The organism is Paenibacillus terricola (assembly GCF_014779765.1).
In the GTDB taxonomy this organism is placed as follows: Bacteria; Bacillota; Bacilli; order Paenibacillales; family Paenibacillaceae; genus Paenibacillus_T; species Paenibacillus_T terricola.
Window position 1 is genome coordinate 768,799 of sequence record NZ_JACXZA010000003.1, and the last position, 19,806, is coordinate 788,604.

Consider the following 19,806-nt stretch of genomic DNA (forward strand, 5'->3'; position numbering starts at 1 on the left):
GACACTGCTGCTTCGTGTGCACGATAAAGTGTTAATGACAGAGTGGTAACAAAAAGCTTTAGGGAGTTAACAATGCTTTCACAACCATTGTACAGAAGATCACAGCACGTATGCTCGTCTCATTTTGAACATTATCAAAATGTTATGAAACAGGTCAAGCGAATGCATCCCATATCCTGTAATCGAAAAAGCCAACCTTTCGGTTTGGAAAGGCTGGCTGGCGGAGAGGTGAAAAAGTAAAGTTACGGACGCCTTCGTCCCTGCTTAGAGTTGTAATAATCAGGCCAATAAGAGGCATCGACAAGCGGGCATCCCCGATCCGAGTCCCACACGTAAACCCATCCCTCAACACCATGATTGTCTAGGTCTTGCACCCAGATCCGATCATAGTCGTTCGCCTCTTCCCAGCCGTAGAAGTCCTCAAGCATGTCCAGCGAGGTGAGGGCATTCAACGGGACTGTGATCCACAGACCTCGTGTTGTAATAGCACCTTGAGAAGCACTCGCATCACGAACCAGTGCAGGATATGAGCCGACGTCGACGAGACGCCCTGCTACCCGACCCGGGTGAGAATGATGGACGTTGTGCTCCACGACGTGATAGTTGTATTCTCCTGGCAGTAAGGAGCCATAAATAAAAACGCGGATCATCGTTTTCATCGTGGTGGTTGTCCCCTCATTTTTAAAAGGTTGGCGGCTGTATGCGTATATTCGCGGCTTCAAGCGCTTCGCGGATCGCCTTCGCCCAATGTGCAGCATGCGGACCATCGCCATGCAGACAGATCGTATCTGCGACAACTGAAGTTTCCCCACCGTCCGCTGTCATTGCTGCGGAGTTGCAAACCATTCGTTTCGCTTGCCAGATGGCCGACTCGGTATCGTCCAACAGCGCATTCGGCTTAGAGCGAGGCGTCAGCGTTCCGTCTGGCTGATAGGTACGATCGGCGAACGTTTCGGATACGACGCGCAGCCCCTGCGCTCGGCCTGCAGTAAGCAGCAAGCTACCCGATTGCCCGTACAGCAGCAATCTTCTGTCAAGCGAATGAACGGCGCGTGCGATCGCAGCCGCAATGTCGATGCTGTTATTCGCCATATGATAAAGCGCGCCGTGCGGCTTCACATGGGCAAGCAATCCGCCTGCTGCATGGACGAATGCTTGAAGTGCGCCGACCTGATAGAGCGTATAGTCGTACGCTTCTTGCGGCGAGATCGCCATCTCACGACGGCCGAACCCAAGCCGATCCGGCAATCCAGGATGCGCTCCGATCTGCACGCCAGCGGCAATGCTTCGCGCAACCGCCTCTCGCATCGTATGCGGATCGCCAGCATGCCATCCGCATGCGATATTGACACTAGTTACATAGGGCAGCAGCGTCTCATCCTGTCCAAAGGCGTAGGCGCCAAAACCTTCGCCGAAATCGGCGTTTAAGTCAACAGTAAAGCTCGTCATTATGTCACCTCGGGGTCATAAGTAAAGTTGATGGGATATTGGAGTTTTCTATTTGAATGGATCTACTTGAATAGATTTGAAATGAGCTAATATGATGAGTTTCGCTCATTAGATGTGGAGCTAAAGACTGAACTAAAGTCGGAACTAGGAACAATATGGTGCACCGGGATCGAACGGTTGCCACAGTGGCTATTAGAGTAATATCGCAGATTTCGTGAACGTAACGGCTGTCAGGAGTGCTAGTGCGGTTCCATGAGCTGATTTCTAGTACATTTGGTGCAAATAAGCTTTGGTGCAACCTTTTACGTTCGAGTTGGTGCAATTGAGCTGTATTAAGCATGATTGGCAACCGTTTAGCGGTATGGACGATGGATGGAATTGGCAGGCAGGTTAGGTGATTGGTGTCTGTTGATTAGTGCATACCTATGCCGATGCTTAAGGGTTTCCACAGTGGCTATTACTGCAATATCACAGGTTTCGTGTGCGTAGCGGTTGTCAGGATGGTTAGTGCGGCTCCATGAGCCGATTTCTATCACTTTTGGTGCAAATAAGCCTCGTTACAACCTTTAGTTTTCAAGTTCGTCTATTTAAGCGGCAATAAGCATTACTGCAACCGTTAGCGGTATGAGCGATGGATGTAGAGGACAAACATGCTAGTTGATTGGTCAGCATGTCTGAATCCCAGTTACCTACGTTACGCGAACGGAACAAAACTTGCAGATCGTAGCAACAAATGACTAGTATCTATCACGCGCTGCGCGACATCGGATTGCCCACTCCAGCGCACGGATGGCTTGCTCCGTTGAGAGATATAGCCGCTGCGCCTCGTCAAGACCGATCGGGCGGAACGTGATCCAGTCGCCCGGTTTCGCCTGCGCCAGCAGCGGCATATCGACGGCGGCAACATGCGCAAGCTTCGGGTAGCCGCCGGTTGTCTGGCAGTCGGCGGCAAGTATGATCGGCTGGCCGCCGTCAGGCACTTGAATGACGCCAGGGACTATGCCATGCGACAGCAGCTCGTTCCTGGCGATACGCGCAAGCGGCGGCGAGCCTTCGAGCCGCACGCCCATGCGGTCGGAAGCGGCCTGCACGCGATAGCGGCCGCTGTAGAACGCTGCACGGGCAGCTTCGCTGAACTGCCCGTGCTCGCTGCCTGGCATCACGCGCAGCTCGATGCCAGCTTCGCTTGCGCCGCCGTAAGCCTGCGGCGGCGCGTACCAGGCCGCCCATGCAGGCGGGCGGCCTCCGCCTTCGGCGGCATCGGCGCTGCTGCGCTTCGCCAGCGCCGAGAGCCAAGCGGTCGCCCACGGGGACGGGGCGACCGCCCCTGCGGCGATGCCGCAGGGGACGGCATCGCCGGCGCGAAGCGGCCGGCCGTCGATGCCGCCAAGACGCGCACGCGCGTCAGTGCTGCGGCTGCCAAGCGCCGCAGCGGTGCCGATGCCGCCGGCGACCGCCACGTACGCGCGGCATCCCAGACGGGCGCCGCCGAAACGAATCGTCGCGCCCGTTGGCACAAAGACCGGCCGCCACATCGCGAGCTCGTGGCCGTCGATATGCGGCGCCATATCGGCGCCAGTGACGGCGATCAGCAGATCTGCCTCCGCCTGAAGCACCGGCCCAGTCAGCGTAAGCTCCAGCCCTGCCTCGCCCTCCTCGTTGCCGACAAGCAGATTCGCGACGCGCAGCGCGTAATCATCCATCGCCCCGCCGCCTGTTAAGCCCGCAGTGCGATGTCCATTACGTCCTCGGTCCTGAATCGTCGAATACAGACCTGGCTTGTGTACGATTAAGCTCATACGCGACCATCCCCTTTCCCATTCTTCCGTACTGTCGCTCCCTCGAATTACCCGCCCAAATCTCGTATTCTCTCACTATTTATCGCTCCGACACTATCCGTCCAGTCCTCGTTTTCTCTCTCGATCTATCCCCTGCATTCCCCGCTACCTCCGCTTCCATTGTACGAAACTGTTCCTCGCTTATCGGAAAGAAACGAATGCGATCCCCTGCACGCAGCAGCGCTGGCTCCGGCCTAGCCGCATCGAACAGCCGAAGCGGAGTCCGTCCGATCAACTGCCACCCTCCAGGCACTTCAAGCGGGTATATTCCCGTCTGCCCGCCGCCAATCGCAACCGTTCCCGCTGGAACGCGTGCGCGCGGATTGACTCTCCGGGGTTGTGCAAGCTGTGGAGGCAAGCCTGCCAAATATGGAAAACCAGGCACAAACCCGACTAATGCAACGGTATATTCAGCAGACGAATGGACCTCAACAAAAGCATCAGCGCTCACGCCGCTCCGTTCCGCTGATTCTTCTAAGTCTGGCCCGTACTCTCCGCCATAACAGACAGGCACATGAATATGCTCGACCACCTGCCTCAATCCAACTGCCGTCGAAGCTAACAGCTCTTCTACTGTCTTCGAAGCCTTCTCGTAAATCGTCATTCCGTTATTCGAAGCGAGTGCCTGCCAGACACGCACAGGATCATACACGATCGTTACCGTTGTGTAGGCCGGAATGAGGTCGATCATCCATGGCACTTTCGCCTGCCGCAACCATTGTGCTGCCGCCCCGACCTGCACCCAGCTTTCATCAGCCGCCCCCGCAGCCAATTCCGCGACAAGCGCCCGATCGCCCAGCGGCGATATTCTCCAGCTCATCGTCGCTTTCCTCCGTTCTCGATGTCTATTTCTTCTATTATGGTAATGCTGGATAGCCATTTTCAACTATAAAAACAAAACGCCTGCGTACCGCATCCCTTAAAGATGCTTAAACGCAAGCGCTTATGCCGTACCTCTTTACTTTACTCTTCCTGAGCTGTTTACTCTACTGTTCTTGTGCCACACCTCTTTACTCTACTGCCCCTACGCCATATCTCCCTACTATCCCTATGCCCATCCCTCTACTTACTGTCCCTGTACGTAACGATTAATGACATCAACCATCAAATCGTTCAACGCACGCACCTCATACTCACCGACAGCCGGCTTCAGATGCTCATTGCCAACCCCGCTGTGATCCGTCAGGAAAATATACGTGCCGCCCGTTGCGACTGCCATATAACGGAGCAAATGCTCGGTCGGTATATCTACGCCGCTCGATGCGATTGGGATAATCCGAATTCCCTTCTCCGCCGCTTCCACCGTTAACGTCTTCATTTTCTTAATAATGTCCTTCTCATGATGCGGCGGTGCATCCAGCACGAGGAACAGCAGTCTTGTTAGCGCCTGTTTGCTCCAATCATGCTCCTCAATTGCATCCTCCAGCGCTTGCTCGACCGCCTCTGGCGTATCGCCGCCGCCGAATGCATCCTGCTTGGCAATCTGCGCAACCGCCTTATCGATATCTTCCGTGAACTTGAAGGAGCGAACCGTATAATCATCATGTACATCGCGGTAAAAATTCGGACTCACGCGAATGCTAAGCTGCCCTTTATTCGCATCGCCAACCCGTCTGACGACATCTTTCAGCTCCGTCTCCAGAAACTTCAGTTCATCTGCCATCGAACCCGTTGTATCAACGACAAGCATCAGGTCAACTAGGGATGACACATCGGCTGCTTCGTCAAGCTTGACCTCCAAGACGCCTCCCGTCTGTAGATCAACATTCTCAAATTGCTTCTTCTGTTGACCTGCCGTTACCGTCAGTCCATATTTCACTCTCCCACCCTGCTCTTCGAACAAAATCGGGAACAAATATGCCACGCCAGCCGCATTCGTGCGCGCTGTCCAGCCATCTTGACCATTGCTGCGCGTCAAGGCAACCTGGGCATCAACTGCAGGCCGCCCATTAGCTGTTACCTTAACCTCGAGCCGATCCCAATTATAAAACTGCCAATACGGCCGATATCGCTCACCCTCGTTAGATGCCATTAGATTCTTCCAATGGCTCCACAGTACATTATCATCCCACTCCCCGGCAGTCAGTGTTCCGGCTGACGCTGCCTCTTCTCCATTCTGGCTGTCGCCCTCTCCCCGGTTCTCTTGTGGTTTTACCGTGGATGACTCCGTCGTCGTCACCGCTTCATCCCCTGAGGCATCTGCGGATTCAGAAGCAGGTTTCGCAAGGTCTGCGCTTGATGTAGAATCGGCTTTGCTGCTTGACTTACTTTCGCTTTCATTGCTTGCAGCCTTACTGTCTCTGTCTGGTGAACCACAAGCTTGAAGCAGCAATACGGCAATGAGCATAAGCACAATACTTAACCGCTTTCCAATTGCCATCATATCCAACATCCCCCTATATATGGTCTGCACTAACAGACGATTCCAGACGGTGGGATGTTGCATGAAATACCCTATACTTATACAATCGATACATCTAGAGAGGAGCCTGAGCCACAATGATGGAAACAATCGATCTTGTACAATTAACGATCACCGGCGACAACAATCAATCGACCGAGTTGACCTTCAGCAGCGCTCAACTTGTTATCGTTCACGAATATGGCTCTAAGCAATGGTACGTTGATACAACGGACTCCGGCCCAGCCGAACTGTTGAACCATTACTACGTCAGCGATAACATCGCTGTCCAGATGACGGCACGCACAAGCGACGGCCGCAGCTTCAGCGGAACCGCATACGTCCACGCCAATGTTCCTCGTCAAGCCTGTGTTCTTCGCGGCGACGATGAACTTACCATTAGCTAGACAGTTCCTTTACGTGGTAACCCAATCAATGCTGCCGTCTCCTGCTCGGCAGCATTGATTCGAGCTGCTCCTTCACATTCCAACAGTCATTTCACTATTCACATTTATAACCCTTTCTCCTCCGCATAACGCCCCCAATGCGGTTGCCGACCGTCCACATCCGAAAAACCGTATTCATCTGACAATCCCCACGAACTGAGCAATTGTCCAGACTTCTGCATAACGTCTGGATCCGAAGCTAGAGCCGCTATCGCTTGACCAACAAAAAACGGCGTCTCCGACTGCAGGAAATGAATTTCCTTGGCCGCAGCGTCTCGCCAATTCGCCTCGGTTACGCCGAAATAATCCAGCATTTCCTCCGATCGAAGAAAGCCCGGCGTAACGGATAAAGCAGTTACCCCGTACGGCTTCAGTTCAGGAGCCATTGCTTGCGCGAGATGAGAGACACCGATCTTCGCCATGCTGTAATAGAGGTTGCCGCGATAATGATACCCCACGCCATCTGTAATCTCGACGATGAGTCCCTGCTTCCGTTCTACCATAAGCGGCGCTGCATAATACGAGGTGATCATATGCGAATGTACGGCCTGTCTTTGCAGGAATAAACCATTGTCCAGCGAGGCTTCCCAGAAGCCCTTCCCCCATTCCACATATTTCTCCCCGCCCCAAACGTCATTCACAAGAATGTCGAGCTGCCCATTCCGCTCTTCTCGGATACGGTCAAACAGCTTTTTCACCTGTGCCTCGTCTGTATGATCGACACGTACGTGGATACCAGTGCCACCTGCTGCTGTCACTTTCTCTGCCGTTTCCTCAATCGTTTCTGGCCGCCCAAGCGGAGATGGATTGCCTCGGACACTCCGTCCCGTTACATATACCGTCGCGCCTGCTTCGCCAAGTTTAATCGCAATAGCGCGTCCAGCCCCTCGAGTCGCTCCAGCTACAACGGCGATTTTTCCTTCTAACGGTTTATTATTGGACTGCATAAACGTCATTCCCTTCCTACTCATTCGTTAGTTTGAACTTCATATCTATCGTAAATTTCATATATGTCACCCACTGTCATATATCTATAATAAGATTGATGATACAAGTGAAACATTAAGTTAGATGGGAGGTTAGTTATGAGGGCGGACCGACTACTGCAGATCATGCTTCTGCTTCAATCGCATGGTTGCTTAACATCCAAGGCGCTTGCTGCCAAGCTAGAAGTATCGGAACGAACGATTATTCGTGACATGGAGGCGTTAAGCGCTGCTGGAATTCCGGTATACGCCGAGAGAGGTTCACATGGCGGCTGGAAACTCACCGAAGGCTACAAGACAAACTGGGCTGGATTAAATCGAGATGAGATCATATCGCTGCTGGCATCGAAACCTCATCGAAACATAAGCGACCTTGGTTGGAGCCCTATGTTTGAAGCCGCGCTTCTTAAGCTGCTTGCTTCACTCTCGCCGACGCTTCGGAACGATGTATCCTTCATGCAGGAAAGGCTATACGTGGATCGAGAAGGCTGGCATCCGACAGGCGAAGAGGTTCCATTGCTGCCGTTGATCCAAGAAGCGGTCTGGGCAGGTCGACAGCTGCGAATCGAATACGACTCCAACACTGGAAGTAATGGCCCGCGAACCGTTCACCCGATTGGACTTGTCCTTAAAGGCTCCCTTTGGTACTTGGTTGCCCTATCGATCACGCGCCATGATAGACAAGCTGTAGACAGTAGCCCACCACCAACTGCACCAGCCACCTATGAGCCTCGCACCTTCCGGGTTGCACGCATCCGTTCCGCCGAGCTTCAAGTAGAACCAGCCATACGGCCGGATGGTTTTGACCTCGCAGCCTACTGGGAGCAATCTGTGCGCCGTTTCCGTAAAGATTTGCCGCGATATCCTGCTCGAGCGCTCGTACGCACGAATGCAAGCGGTCGGTTCAATCAGACCCGATTCGTTCGCGTCACCCAGTGGGGAGAACCAACTGCGGATGGTCTCTGGCTCGAAGTAGCTCTAGCATTCGATACGCTGGAGTCAGCATGCGAAATTGCCTTAAGCTTCGGAATTAATCTCCTTATCCTAGAACCGGAGGAGTTACGGAATGCAGTCGTAACACGTACTAAAGAAGTCCTTGAGCAATATGAAAACATCCCTCCTGAGCATTAGACGAAGGCATCCGTTATTATACGGGTGCCTTTCGTCATTCTTGTCTGCAGCTCCCCACTTTATCCCCCATCACATGCTGTCTTTTTCCAGCATAATCCCGAGTGAAAGCGATGTGGTCATATACAAACATCAAGCCCCAGCTGCGTCTCGCAGCTGGGGCTTGATGTTATATCTATTAGATCTGCTATTATCGTTCAACAGCGCTCGCCATACTTGCTGACGCATCCGCGCTGCCTACACCGCCAGCCTGCAGCTGGTACATATCGTAGTACTTGCCGCCATGCGCCATCAGCGCATCATGGTCGCCGCGCTCGACGATACGTCCGCGATCGAGCACAAGAATTTGATCCGCTTGGCGGATCGTCGACAGACGGTGGGCGATGACGAACGTCGTACGGCCTTTTTTGAGCACATCCAACGCCGCTTGAATAATCGCCTCCGTCTCCGTATCGATACTCGCTGTCGCTTCATCCAGAATGAGGATGGCTGGATCGTATGCCAACGCACGAGCGAAGGAGATGAGCTGGCGCTGACCTGCGGACAATGTCGCCCCCTTCTCCACAACCGGCTCATCAATGCCGCCTGGCAGCTGCATGAACATGTCGTATGCGCCGACGTCTTTCAACGCCTGAACGATACGTTCACGGCTGATCGTCGGATTGTCCAGACTAACGTTCGAAGCAATTGTACCTGTGAATAGGAAAGGATCTTGCAGCACGATGCCCATATGCTGGCGAAGCAGCTGTTTCGGTACGTCACGCACATCGGCGCCGTCAACGAGTATTTGACCATTCCCTGGCTCGATATCATAGAATCGGAACAACAGGTTCAAGATCGAGCTTTTGCCCGAACCCGTATGACCTACAAGGGCCACCGTCTCTCCTTGTCGTGCCTCTAACGAAATGTTGCGAAGTACATATTCGTCTTCTTTATAAGCGAAGGAGACGTTGTCGAACTTCACCTCGCCTTTGCTGCGTGGAAGACTGCCTGTTGTCACATCCGTACCTTCCTCGTCGAGCAACTGGAAGACCCGGCCTGCCGATACGCGTGCCGTCTCCAGATTCGAGAGCTGGTTCACGATACCGACGATTGGCGTGAACATCCGGTTGATATAGTCGATGAAAGCATACAGGACGCCCACGGTTACATACGAGCTCAACGAGCCGCCCCAGAATGCCCACAGGACAGTAATGAACACGATATTCCTCAGCACGCCAGTCAAATTATGAGAGGTGAGCGAATTGAGGCTCAGCAGCTTGTTGGCGTTGCTGAACAGCTCCTTATTATGCTCGTCGAATTCCTCGATCGTCTTCTTCTGGCGACGGAATGCTTGAATGATCGGCATCCCTTGAATCGATTCATTGATCATGCCGTTAATGTCGCTCAGCTTGCTCCGAATCGTCTCATTGATGCGTCCCGCACGTCTGCGGTACAGAATAATCCATACCACCAGAATCGGAATGAGCGGAACCGCAACCAAGGCGAGATGCGGGTCGAGCAAGAACAACGCGCCAAGAATCGCAACCATGTATACGATGCCGGAGAAGAAATTCGCCAATACGGCCACGAACAGCTCGCGCACTGCTTCCGTATCGTTCGTAATTCGCGAGACAACTTTACCTGCTGGCAAATTGTCAAAATAATAAACCGGCAGCCGCTGAATATGCGCGAATACATCCTCGCGCATGCGCTGCACGATGCGATTCGCTGTCGTCAGCAGCAAGAGCCGTTGCCCGTACGTGAAGAAGGCTGCTATAACGAGCAAGCCCAAGTACATGCCTGCCGTCTTCAATAGGCGCGGCAGCTCTGGCTTATAGAAGTGATACAGCTCGCTCTTCGTCAGCTGTACAGCCGGATAAACAGCCTTCTCGCCTTCCTTCGAAACGATCGACAGCTTCCCATCCGCCGTTATTTCACGTGCGCCATCAGCCGCTATATCGCCTTCGACGAGATAATAATCACGCTTCACTTGAATGATTCGAATGATAGCACCGCCGGATTCATCCGCACTTAGGCGGTCTTCCCGCTTGTAGTTCTTGCCTGTATATTCAGCTGAGTCAGCTGTACCCGCAGTTACCTCGTGCCAAGGCTTCTCGATGCTGAGAATGTTCTGGTCGATCATCCGCTGCGCGATGAATGGACCGACGAGCTCAGCACACACTGCAAGCGCGAGCAGAACAAGCGCTATGACGATTTTGCTCTTGAAAAGCATGGCGTATCGAAACAGCCGCTTGCCCGTTCCCGGACGCTGCATTTGTTTTACGTCGTGCATAGTTGGTTACACCTTCATTTCTTTATTGAGAAATCCTCTTGCGAGGCCTATACATAGTCGAAAGCTTTCACTAATTATATGATGACAAAAGCTTACGCTTCCGCCAGCGCTTCCAGCTGCTGACGTTCATATTGCTCCTTGTACCAGCCGTTTAGCTCGAGCAGCTCTTCATGCTTGCCCGCTTCCGTAATGCGGCCATTGTCCAACACAATAATCCAATCCGCATGCTGCACAGCCGACAATCGGTGTGTCGTAATGATCGTCGTCTTGCCCGCTCGCTCGGTACGGATGCCTTCGATTATTTCAGCTTCCGTCCGCGCATCAACCGCAGACAATGCATCGTCGAGCATCAGAATCGGTGGATTCGCAATAAGCGCACGCGCAATGCTGACCCGCTGCTTCTGACCGCCGGACAATGCTACGCCCTTCTCCCCGACAAGCGTCTCAAGGCCGCTAGGAAGGAACATAATGTCCTTGGCAAACGACGCACGTTCAAGCGCACGCTGCAGATCTTCCTCTGTCGCTTCCTCTGCGCCGAACAGAATATTCTCGCGAATCGTACGAGAGAACAAGATTGGCTGCTGCGGCACGTAGCCGACCCAACCTAACATTTGATCGACTGCAATCCGCTCCATCGGCGTGCCTGCAATCTCAATCGCACCTTCGCCTAGCGGGTATTCACGCAGAAGTTGGCGAAGCAATGTCGTCTTGCCGCTGCCAGTCCGCCCAACGATACCTAGCGTCTGACCTTGCTCAAGCATGAAGGACACGTCCTCCAAATTGTTCACGGCCGAAGACGGATAACGGAAAGTAACTTCGCGGAATGCAATCGATTCCGGGGTCTCCAATGTGTCTAGATCCGTGCCATCCGTAACGTCCGGCTTATAGTTCAACGTCTCCGTTACACGGTCAAGCGAGGCGTTGCCGCGCTGCATGACGTTAATGAGCTCGCCAATTGCGAACATCGGCCAGATCAGCATGCCGAGGAAGAAGTTGAACGATACGAGCTCGCCGAGTGTAATTTCACTATGGAATACGAGATAAGCGCCATAACACAGGCCAATCAGATAACTAAGGCCGATTAGGATTTTATTCGTTGGTTCGAATAGAGCATCAATACGAGATACTTCAATGTTGCGTCCGAGCACTTCCTCTGTCTTCGCTTGGAAGCGCGCACGATCCGCTTCCTCCTGTACATAGGCGCGAACGACACGTACACCTGCCACCGACTCGAGCACCTGGTCGTTCAACTCGCCGAACGCATCCTGCGCCTTCATGAACCGGTCATGAATGCGGCCGCCGAAGTACTTCAACGCCAGAGCCAGCAGCGGCAGCGGCAGCAGCGCCGCGAGTGTCAGCTTCCAGCTGATGAGCACGACCATCATGAACAGAATGGTCAGCATGAACACCGTCGAATCGATCAGCGTTAGAATACCGAATCCGGCTGTCGTGGAGATGGCGCCAAGATCGTTCGTAGCACGAGCCATCAAGTCGCCTGTGCGGTTGCGCTCATAGAACGTTGGCGTCATCCGCAGAAAATGCCGCATCAGCCGAGAGCGAAGCAGCCTCTCCAATACGATCGCTCCGCCAAACAGCTGGTACATCCATATGTACGTGATGACATAGCAGATCGCCGTTAGACCGATCCATCCTCCGATAATCCAATAAAACGTCGAGTCTCCCAGCCGCCCCTGCGTAATGCCGTCAATGGCATAACCAAGCACCTTAGGCGGGATAACTTCAAGAATACCGACGATAATGAGCAGCACGATCGCTACTGTATATCGCCTCCAATATTGTTTAAAAAACCAGCTTAACTTGCGTAATACTGAGAACATATACCGCTGTTCATCCTTTCCTTGCAAGAGATCCTACGCGCCCATCCGCTGCAACCTTTCAAAGACAAGAAAGGCGCATCGCAGTCTTCTGTGCGATACGCCTCTCCAGCCTCGCCCAGAACATACGTTCTGAGCGAAGCCTGCAAAAAAGGCGCGTGATTACGTGATCGTAACCATGCGCCTTATACGAACAATTGTCGTGTTAAGCGGATGGATTACGGTCATGATTGTTATGGTGTTGAGCATGGTTGTTAGTCATGTTATTCATGGGTCGTAATCCTCCTTTCGTTTGGTAAAATCTATTCGTCAATGTACCATGGCTAAGAACGAGGTGTCAACCGTTTTCAACCTAATTTAGCAAGAAAATAACGTTCTTACATATCCGTTCGATTTAGATCGTTGTCAATGATTAACAAAATCATTATACTACTTAATATAACACCTAACGATTCCTCTTAACGATCTTCAATCCATTCTTACCTACTCCTTCGCTTATCTAACATATGTACGCTAGTCATTATCCATTCGAAGCACTACAGGTTGATATTCAAACCGACCTCTAAAGGGGGATTTTATGTCGATTCCGATGTCTAGTCCAAAGCCCAGCCGCCGCGAGCAATGGAAGCGGACAACTCAGCTGGTGTCTATTCTGCTGCGAATCTATGCATTAACCTGGCAGCAAGCACGGTGGGGACTTCTTGGCACTGCTGTGTGCCGGCTTATGCTTGCGCTTATTCCGCTAGTTAACATGTATCTGGTAACCCATCTCGTCAATGCCGTTACAGAAGTAATTACAGCAGGAGCGGAGCTCAACACCGTCCTCATCATCCTTGGCATGCAGACCGGGTTATCCATTGCTTCAGCAGCGATACGCTCGCTTGAACAAATGATAATGGCAGCGCTTAAATTACGCATCCAAGCCTATATCGAAGAGAAAATGGCCGAGAAGTCGACGCGGCTGCCGCTCGTTTATTTTGACCGATCCGATTATTTCGACTCGTTCCACCGCGCCATGGGCAGCCAGCACAGCCTCATCTTGTTCGACAACTCCTTCATGATCATCCAGAGCTCCATTACGGTTATCGGCTACTTCACGATTGTTGTCAGCTTCCATTGGCTGCTTGCAGTTGGACTTCTTATCTTCGTTATCCCGTCTCTTGTCGTGAATATGCGCATTGGCGAGCAACGCTTCATGCAGATGATTAACCAGACCGCTATTGCACGCCGTGTCAGCTATCTCTATAACCTGTTGATTGGCCGCGAGGCGGCCAAGGAAATCCGCCTGTTCGGACTTTCTTCCCATCTCATTGACCAATGGCGCACTTCATTCATGCTTAATGCGAAGCAGAAGCTGAAGCTTGAACGGAAGGGCATCGCAATGAACTGGGGCGTTGATTCGTTCAATAACATAGTCAGCTCATCGCTTATCATCGGGCTTGCATGGCTCGGGACAAAGGGGCGCCTGTCGATCGGCCAATACGTTGCGCTGACGGAAGCGTTCAATTCAGTGAACAGCCAGCTAATGAGCATTTCTAACAATCTCTCGTTCATGTATCAGAATGTGCTTTACGCACAAGAGTTGTTCACATTCTTGGATACGCCTGAAGAACATTCACAGCAATCAGCCCATGCTTTGCCTCTAGCAAAGCCGCTGCGCCAAGGAATCGATATTCGCGATTTATCGTTCCAATATCCGAATCAGCCTTTTCCAACGCTTCATCAAGTCAATCTGCATATTCCGCCGGGCTGCAAAATCGCCATTGTCGGAGACAACGGCGCAGGCAAGTCCACGCTTGCCAAATGTATTCTTGGCCTATACTCAGCATCCGAAGGTTCCGTTGAATACGACGGCGTCAATATCCTCGACTTGGATCCTGCTGAGCTTAGGAAACGGGTAACCGCCGTCTTCCAGGATTTCGTCCGATTTCAATCCACGGTGCGGGACAATATCGGCTTCGGCGCGCTTGACCGTCTAAGCGACAACAGCTGGCTGGAGGTTGCCGCCTCCAAATCAGGCGCAGACGAAATTATCGAATCGCTGCCGATGCAGTTCGACACGATGCTTGGTCCTATGTTTGATGGCGGCCGCGAGCTATCGCAAGGTCAATGGCAGAAAATCGCGATCAGCCGTGCCTACTTCCGCGACGCAGAACTGGTCGTGTTGGACGAGCCTACCGCTTCGATGGATCCGATGACCGAAGCCGCCATATTCGAAAATTTCCTTCAGATTGCCGAAGGAAAGACAACGCTGCTCATCTCGCATCGACTCGGCATTTGCAAGGCGGTCGATCTCATCATCGTCATGAAGCATGGACGTATCGTGGAGCAAGGGACGCATGAGCAATTGCTGCGCCTCGGAGGCGAATATGAGCAAATGTATCAGATTCAGTCCAAATGGTACGATTCTGAGACAGCAGCAGTTTAGCATCGATCGATTAAGAGCTGTACATTCGACATCTGAACCTCGAATCAGCGTCAATTGAGCCCAATAACGCTATTTGGGTTCGTTAGATCAAACATAAGCCCTAATTAGACAAACAAAGCCTGTACAGTTCGTTACTAATGCCAGCCAGCCCCCGCCTGTTGCTCCCTCAAGCCATGCACATACACAAAAAGTGGTTGAGCCCTATTGGCTCAACCACTATTGATCATTAGTTCTTATGTGCGATTTCTGGAGTCGTCAGACGGTCGTAGAACTCAACGACGCGGTCGCGCATCTCCACATTGTCACGTTGCGCCATACCCGAGCGTGGATGCTCGTCCAGCATACCCGTAACCATGTATTCCATGATGTAGCCCCACTCTTCTTTCTCGCGAAGCGGAATCATGTATTTCTCGATCATGTCCAGCACAGGGCGAACGTTGTACTTCGCGTGCGGCAGATGTGCAACGAGCAGTTCCGTATTGCAGTTACCTGCTGCGCGGCCCATGCCATATACGGAAGCGTCCAGAAGTTCTACGCCATTCTCTGCTGCGATGATCGTGTTAGCGAACGCAAGCTGCATATTGTTATGCGTATGAGCGCCGAGACGTTTGTTCGGCAGGTGCTCTTTGAACTTGTTCACGAGATATACGTAATCGTTCGGCTTCAGGCTGCCGTACGAGTCAACGATGTAGACAACGTCAACAACGCTCTCGCGAATCAGTTGGAATGCTTCGATAAGCTGATTGTCCATAACGTTCGAGAGCGCCATAATGTTAAGCGTCGTCTCGTAGCCGCGATCATGGAAAATATTGACAAGATCAAGCGCTTTGTCCACATCTTGGATGTAGCAAGCAACGCGGATCAGGTCGAGCATGCTCTCGCTGCGCGGCAGGATATCATTCTCATCAACGCGGCCGATATCGACGAGCGCCGACAGTTTCGTATTGCCTTTGTTCGGGATGACTTTGCGGAGGAAGTCATCGTCCAGGAAGCGCCAAGGACCTGCAGAATCTGCGCCTTTGAGCAGCTTCGGCGAGTTTTTATAACCAATCTCCATATAATCGACACCAGCTTCGTTCAAGCTGTTGTACAGATGTTGAACGAACTCAACGCTGAAATCCCAGTTGTTTACAAGTCCGCCGTCGCGGATCGTGCAGTCGACGATTTTGCAGTTGTTATTCTTTGCACTCATACGTTTGATGCTCCTTATCGCTTAGCATTAGTTCTTTTTTTCCATCATACTTGAAATACCCCTCGAACGCAAAACATAAATCGACTTCTGCCGCGCTTTCCGACAACACCGAACCGCAGATATCGGACATGGGAAAACGGCTATGCAAGCTTCCAAGCCTGCATAGCCGCTTCGCTTCTAACGCAATTATATATATTCCGCTGTTTGTACCGCTTCATTCAGGCAGGTTGGCACAAGCAGCTCATCCGCCTGCAAACCTTCGATCCGAATCGTTCTCGATTCGCCCGCGCGCAAGTCAAAATAATTGTCCGACAGCTTCGCTGATAGGTTCGGCAGACAGACGTCTTTGGCGAATACATCGCTCGTAATCGTCACGATGAGCACGCCATCCTCCTCATGCTGCTCCAATCGCAGGCTGGCAGGCTTAAGCTCCAGCTGATACGGCTTGCCGATCAGATAGGAGTTGTCAGCAAGCACCTGACCTTCCTGCAGCAGCCTCACGAACACGACCGTCCGTGCAGGATCATGCCCGCCAAGCTGCACTGTACCGATACGAGTGGAACGATACCCCGCGCCGTTAGCCGCTAGCTTATCTGTACGGACAACTTGCTCATCAATGATGTCATAGAACGAAACTTCGATTTCCCCTTGGAAATCGCCCCGCTCATGGATGAGGAATAGGCCTGCTTGCTCCTCGCCTTGAACTACGCGCAGCAGCGCATTCGGCGTCTGGAACGTGCGCTTCATGTAATAGTAAGAAGGTTTCTTCACCTTCTCGTAATCGACGATCGACCAGCTGATCGAAGGCCATAGATCGCTCCATTGCCAGATCAGCGCGCCAGACGTGTCAGGCATACGGGAAATCCAATGCTCGACGCCAATACGAAGCGCGTTCGCCTGCATAAGCTGATTAACGTATATGAAGTCACGCTTGTTCGCAGGCAGACGATAATCGCCAACCGTGTAATAGAGCAGTCGCTGCGTGCCGTTCGGCGCTTTCTGCATCGCTTGGAACTTCGCATGCCGCAGATCAGCCTCCCGATCCACTTGATCAATGACACGAACGGAAGGATAGGACTGCATGCCGAATTCGGACAGGAACCGACCGTTAATGGTCTGATAGTTCTCATACGGGGAGACATGGCCCCATACCTGCCAGTAATGCTGATCGCCGTAGTCATTATCATTATGGCCTTCATCGACCGAATACGAGAACGGGCTCGTCGGCCAATACGGACGCATCGTATCCCGGGCGCATTCGTCAGCCAGCACTTCGAAGTACAGCTTCTCGCCGTAGCCGTTCTGCCGTTTCTTGCGGCTGTTCTCGACGAAATGCTGATTCTCGTTATTGCCGCACCAGAGGACGATGCTCGGATGCTGGTTATACGTATCGATGACATAACGCGCTTCTTTGCGGACAAGCTCACAGAAAGCATCGTCATCCGGATAGTCGCCGCATGCAAACATGAAGTCCTGCCATACCATCACGCCTCGGCGGTCACACTCTGCATAGAAATCCGGATTCTCGTAATACCCCCCGCCCCAGATTCGGATCATGTTCATGTTCGCTTCCACGATCCCGTCAATCTCAGCAGCGTAGTCTTCCTTTGTATCCAGTCCCGGATACAGCGTCAGCGGAATCCAGTTCACACCTTTGCACAGCATTGGAATGCCGTTTACTTCAATAATAAACTTACGGCCTTGTTTGTCGTACGGCTGCTTGAGCGTTACTTCGCGCAGACCGATCTGACGCGACAATGCCGACGTCTTGCAATCAGCCGTTACCGCTGCCATCAGCGTATACATGGTCTGATCGCCGTATCCAATCGGGAACCAGCGTTTGGGTCTGTGAATAATGAGCGTCAACGTCGTCTCCGTGCCATCCTGCGACAGCTGTACCGAAGGCTCCACTGTTTCGGCTGCCAGTACATCGCCATCGTACAATTGACAGAGAATATTCGCTTCGCGGCTGTTCACGCCAACTGCCGAGGCAGCAACGGTTACGTTCAGAATCGCTCGTTCATCGCTAAGGTACGTTATGTTATACGTTAGGTTATCCGCATTGCAGCGCTCCTGCACTTCAATATAGATCGGTTTATGAATACCAACCGTCACAAGGCGAGGACCCCAATCCCAGCCATAGCCATACTGCGCCTTCCGCCCGAACAAGCGAGCAGGGATACCATTCCACTGCAGCAGCGGTTCGCCGAACTGGCGCTCCTTCTCTTGCAAATACCGCGTAGGGGATGACAACCGTACAATGAGCTCATTGTGCAATTGCGCAGCGCCGCTAATATCAAACCGATGGGCAATGAACATATTGTCCGTCCGTCCGATGATCTGACCGTTGAGGACCACCTCAGCGTATGTATCGACACCTTCCATGACAAGTACCAATCCATCTGCACCAAGCTGATTGGCGGACAACTCGAATGTTCGGCTATATGTCCAATCATCATGCTCTACCCATTCCACCACCGGCTCGAACAACGTCTGTCGCTCATTCGGAAGCAATCCGGCATTCATCAAATCTTTCTGCACAAATCCGGGAACTTGGGCAGTGTACTGCTCTCCTGTTCGTTCATTGCCGAGCCGCCACTCACCGTTAAGTGCTATTGTCTCCATGTCCATCCTCACCCTCATTATATAAGCTTCTCTATTTATCGAATCGATTCATGCCTATATCATTAAGCAATGATACCTATAATCGCAAGGCGCAGATTCGTCCCCTTGTTATTTGCAGTATTGCCTAAGAACGTCTCTAACTCGAGTTGATGAGCGCCTGCCTCAAGCTCATCACTGATCGTGAGCAGTCGCAGCCAGCCATCATTACCATTCCAATCTGGACGGTCCAGCTCGTAGTTACGCCAGTCACCGCCATCGAGACGGTACCGAATTTCGGCTGTTGCTTTGCCGAAATCAACGCCAAGCGCGATGCCCCGGCCGACAAACGGTATCGTCAGACGCGCTCCTGGCGCTGCCGTATCAAGCACACGATCTACCCACTCGTAGTAAGGCCAGCGCCGAATGGTCCACGGCCCCGATGTCTGCACCTCGGTAAGAGGCAAAGTAACAGCATCCCCCCAATGCAGCGGATTCATCGGCTCTGCTAATTGCCGATCCTCCCGCAGTTCAACTGATGCCTTATCCGGCGCCAGCTCCTGCTTCAAGTAGTGAATCACGCTCTCGCCGTAAGCCAAGCTTCCCCGACTTGTCGGATGCAGATTGTCAGGCAGCCATTCTTCCCAGCGCATAAGCCCGCGCTGCACTTGACGCATCGCATAGAGCCCCATCCACACTGAACCGATGCCATAATGTTCAGCCAGCACCTCCAGTTCGGCAACCGAAGGCGGCTGCTCGCCAGCCATCATCGGCTCGCACATATCCTGCGAGAAGGTATGAACAAGCACGACATCGCGCGTTCCATCTTCCAGCAGTTTGCGAAGCAGCCCCTCACGGGTCCGCATTCTCCGCTCCGTAGGAACCTCATTATCGTTCACGGCGTAATCAACGAATACAAGGTTACAGCCGCGGTCAATCAAATCCCGCTTCGCGCGAAATACCGCCAAGTCACTGCCTGTCGCACCAATCGCCGCATTCTCGACGACAATCCGAACATTCGGATACGTGTCGACGAACCATGCAATAACAGGCTCTGGCCAATTATGTCTTGGACGGGCATCCGTAATCGAGCCGCCGATGAAACCAAGCGTCAATTCGCCTTCTTCAATCGCACGCTTCATATTGGTCAGACTGCCTCTTTGATTCCATATTTGAAGCTCCATACCCGTCACCTCCGATTTAAAGTGAGTCCAATCAGCACGAATA

The 19,806-nt window shown here is 52.5% G+C and carries 14 protein-coding genes; 3 read left to right on the forward strand and 11 right to left on the reverse strand.

Going from position 1 to position 19,806, the window contains the following annotated elements; genetic code table 11:
* Window positions 1-242: 242 nt before the first annotated feature.
* The 5 genes from H8B09_RS15310 to H8B09_RS15330 form a co-directional block, all read right to left on the reverse strand.
* Window positions 243-659 (reverse strand): gamma-glutamylcyclotransferase family protein, encoded by a 417-nt coding sequence (locus H8B09_RS15310; protein WP_191204367.1) that lies wholly within the window; start codon window positions 657-659, stop codon window positions 243-245.
* Between the two features lie 22 nt (window positions 660-681).
* Window positions 682-1,449, reverse strand: a complete 768-nt coding sequence (locus H8B09_RS15315) for a LamB/YcsF family protein (RefSeq protein WP_191204368.1) — start codon at window positions 1,447-1,449, stop codon at window positions 682-684.
* Between the two features lie 737 nt (window positions 1,450-2,186).
* Window positions 2,187-3,248, reverse strand: coding sequence for a 5-oxoprolinase subunit C family protein (locus H8B09_RS15320; RefSeq protein WP_191204369.1), 1,062 nt, complete (start codon window positions 3,246-3,248; stop codon window positions 2,187-2,189).
* Between the two features lie 79 nt (window positions 3,249-3,327).
* Entirely contained in the window at window positions 3,328-4,107 is a 780-nt protein-coding gene (gene pxpB / locus H8B09_RS15325) for a 5-oxoprolinase subunit PxpB (RefSeq protein ID WP_191204370.1), read from the reverse strand.
* Window positions 4,108-4,353: 246 nt separating this feature from the next.
* On the reverse strand, window positions 4,354-5,670 hold the full coding sequence (locus tag H8B09_RS15330) for a VWA domain-containing protein (protein ID WP_191204371.1): 1,317 nt from the start codon (window positions 5,668-5,670) through the stop codon (window positions 4,354-4,356).
* Between the two features lie 116 nt (window positions 5,671-5,786).
* On the opposite strand from H8B09_RS15330, the gene H8B09_RS15335 reads away from it, so the two are divergent.
* Entirely contained in the window at window positions 5,787-6,095 is a 309-nt protein-coding gene (locus H8B09_RS15335; protein ID WP_191204372.1) for a hypothetical protein, read from the forward strand.
* A gap of 104 nt (window positions 6,096-6,199) precedes the next feature.
* On the opposite strand, the gene H8B09_RS15340 is transcribed toward H8B09_RS15335, so the two are convergent.
* Window positions 6,200-7,081 carry an SDR family oxidoreductase gene (locus tag H8B09_RS15340; RefSeq protein WP_191204373.1) on the reverse strand — a complete coding sequence of 294 codons (882 nt, stop codon included), beginning with the start codon at window positions 7,079-7,081 and terminating at the stop codon, window positions 6,200-6,202.
* Between the two features lie 138 nt (window positions 7,082-7,219).
* Here H8B09_RS15340 and H8B09_RS15345 point away from each other — a divergent pair, with 138 nt between their 5' ends.
* Window positions 7,220-8,251: a helix-turn-helix transcriptional regulator gene (locus H8B09_RS15345; protein WP_191204374.1), complete on the forward strand. Its 1,032-nt coding sequence runs from the start codon at window positions 7,220-7,222 to the stop codon at window positions 8,249-8,251.
* Window positions 8,252-8,438: 187 nt separating this feature from the next.
* Here the strand turns inward: H8B09_RS15345 and H8B09_RS15350 are convergent, their stop codons facing one another.
* Window positions 8,439-10,523 carry an ABC transporter ATP-binding protein gene (locus H8B09_RS15350; RefSeq protein WP_224753622.1) on the reverse strand — a complete coding sequence of 695 codons (2,085 nt, stop codon included), beginning with the start codon at window positions 10,521-10,523 and terminating at the stop codon, window positions 8,439-8,441.
* Window positions 10,524-10,615: 92 nt separating this feature from the next.
* Window positions 10,616-12,361 (reverse strand): ABC transporter ATP-binding protein, encoded by a 1,746-nt coding sequence (locus H8B09_RS15355; RefSeq protein ID WP_191204375.1) that lies wholly within the window; start codon window positions 12,359-12,361, stop codon window positions 10,616-10,618.
* A gap of 574 nt (window positions 12,362-12,935) precedes the next feature.
* On the opposite strand from H8B09_RS15355, the gene H8B09_RS15360 reads away from it, so the two are divergent.
* Window positions 12,936-14,786 carry an ABC transporter ATP-binding protein gene (locus H8B09_RS15360; RefSeq protein WP_191204376.1) on the forward strand — a complete coding sequence of 617 codons (1,851 nt, stop codon included), beginning with the start codon at window positions 12,936-12,938 and terminating at the stop codon, window positions 14,784-14,786.
* A 226-nt stretch (window positions 14,787-15,012) separates the two neighbouring features.
* Here H8B09_RS15360 and H8B09_RS15365 read toward each other — a convergent pair whose 3' ends face one another.
* From H8B09_RS15365 to H8B09_RS15375, 3 genes are all read right to left on the reverse strand, one after another.
* A complete protein-coding gene (locus H8B09_RS15365; protein WP_191204377.1) occupies window positions 15,013-15,978 on the reverse strand; it encodes an aldolase catalytic domain-containing protein in 966 nt (321 codons plus the stop codon).
* Between the two features lie 186 nt (window positions 15,979-16,164).
* Complete coding sequence (locus tag H8B09_RS15370; RefSeq protein ID WP_191204378.1) at window positions 16,165-18,603, reverse strand: beta-mannosidase; 2,439 nt, start codon at window positions 18,601-18,603, stop codon at window positions 16,165-16,167.
* Between the two features lie 62 nt (window positions 18,604-18,665).
* Window positions 18,666-19,763 carry an SGNH/GDSL hydrolase family protein gene (locus tag H8B09_RS15375; RefSeq protein ID WP_191204379.1) on the reverse strand — a complete coding sequence of 366 codons (1,098 nt, stop codon included), beginning with the start codon at window positions 19,761-19,763 and terminating at the stop codon, window positions 18,666-18,668.
* Between the last annotated feature and the right edge of the window lie 43 nt (window positions 19,764-19,806).

What these genes read in the sequence shown, in the direction of transcription:
- H8B09_RS15360 (WP_191204376.1), top strand. Translation starts at nt 12,936, where the DNA reads ATGTCGATTCCGATGTCTAGTCCAAAGCCCAGCCGCCGCGAGCAATGG.
- pxpB (WP_191204370.1), bottom strand. Translation starts at nt 4,107, where the DNA reads ATGAGCTGGAGAATATCGCCGCTGGGCGATCGGGCGCTTGTCGCGGAA.
- H8B09_RS15320 (WP_191204369.1), bottom strand. Translation starts at nt 3,248, where the DNA reads ATGAGCTTAATCGTACACAAGCCAGGTCTGTATTCGACGATTCAGGAC.
- H8B09_RS15315 (WP_191204368.1), bottom strand. Translation starts at nt 1,449, where the DNA reads ATGACGAGCTTTACTGTTGACTTAAACGCCGATTTCGGCGAAGGTTTT.
- H8B09_RS15370 (WP_191204378.1), bottom strand. Translation starts at nt 18,603, where the DNA reads ATGGAGACAATAGCACTTAACGGTGAGTGGCGGCTCGGCAATGAACGA.
- H8B09_RS15330 (WP_191204371.1), bottom strand. Translation starts at nt 5,670, where the DNA reads ATGATGGCAATTGGAAAGCGGTTAAGTATTGTGCTTATGCTCATTGCC.
- H8B09_RS15375 (WP_191204379.1), bottom strand. Translation starts at nt 19,763, where the DNA reads ATGGAGCTTCAAATATGGAATCAAAGAGGCAGTCTGACCAATATGAAG.
- H8B09_RS15365 (WP_191204377.1), bottom strand. Translation starts at nt 15,978, where the DNA reads ATGAGTGCAAAGAATAACAACTGCAAAATCGTCGACTGCACGATCCGC.
- H8B09_RS15335 (WP_191204372.1), top strand. Translation starts at nt 5,787, where the DNA reads ATGATGGAAACAATCGATCTTGTACAATTAACGATCACCGGCGACAAC.
- H8B09_RS15345 (WP_191204374.1), top strand. Translation starts at nt 7,220, where the DNA reads ATGAGGGCGGACCGACTACTGCAGATCATGCTTCTGCTTCAATCGCAT.
- H8B09_RS15355 (WP_191204375.1), bottom strand. Translation starts at nt 12,361, where the DNA reads ATGTTCTCAGTATTACGCAAGTTAAGCTGGTTTTTTAAACAATATTGG.
- H8B09_RS15340 (WP_191204373.1), bottom strand. Translation starts at nt 7,081, where the DNA reads ATGCAGTCCAATAATAAACCGTTAGAAGGAAAAATCGCCGTTGTAGCT.
- H8B09_RS15350 (WP_224753622.1), bottom strand. Translation starts at nt 10,523, where the DNA reads ATGCACGACGTAAAACAAATGCAGCGTCCGGGAACGGGCAAGCGGCTG.
- H8B09_RS15310 (WP_191204367.1), bottom strand. Translation starts at nt 659, where the DNA reads ATGAAAACGATGATCCGCGTTTTTATTTATGGCTCCTTACTGCCAGGA.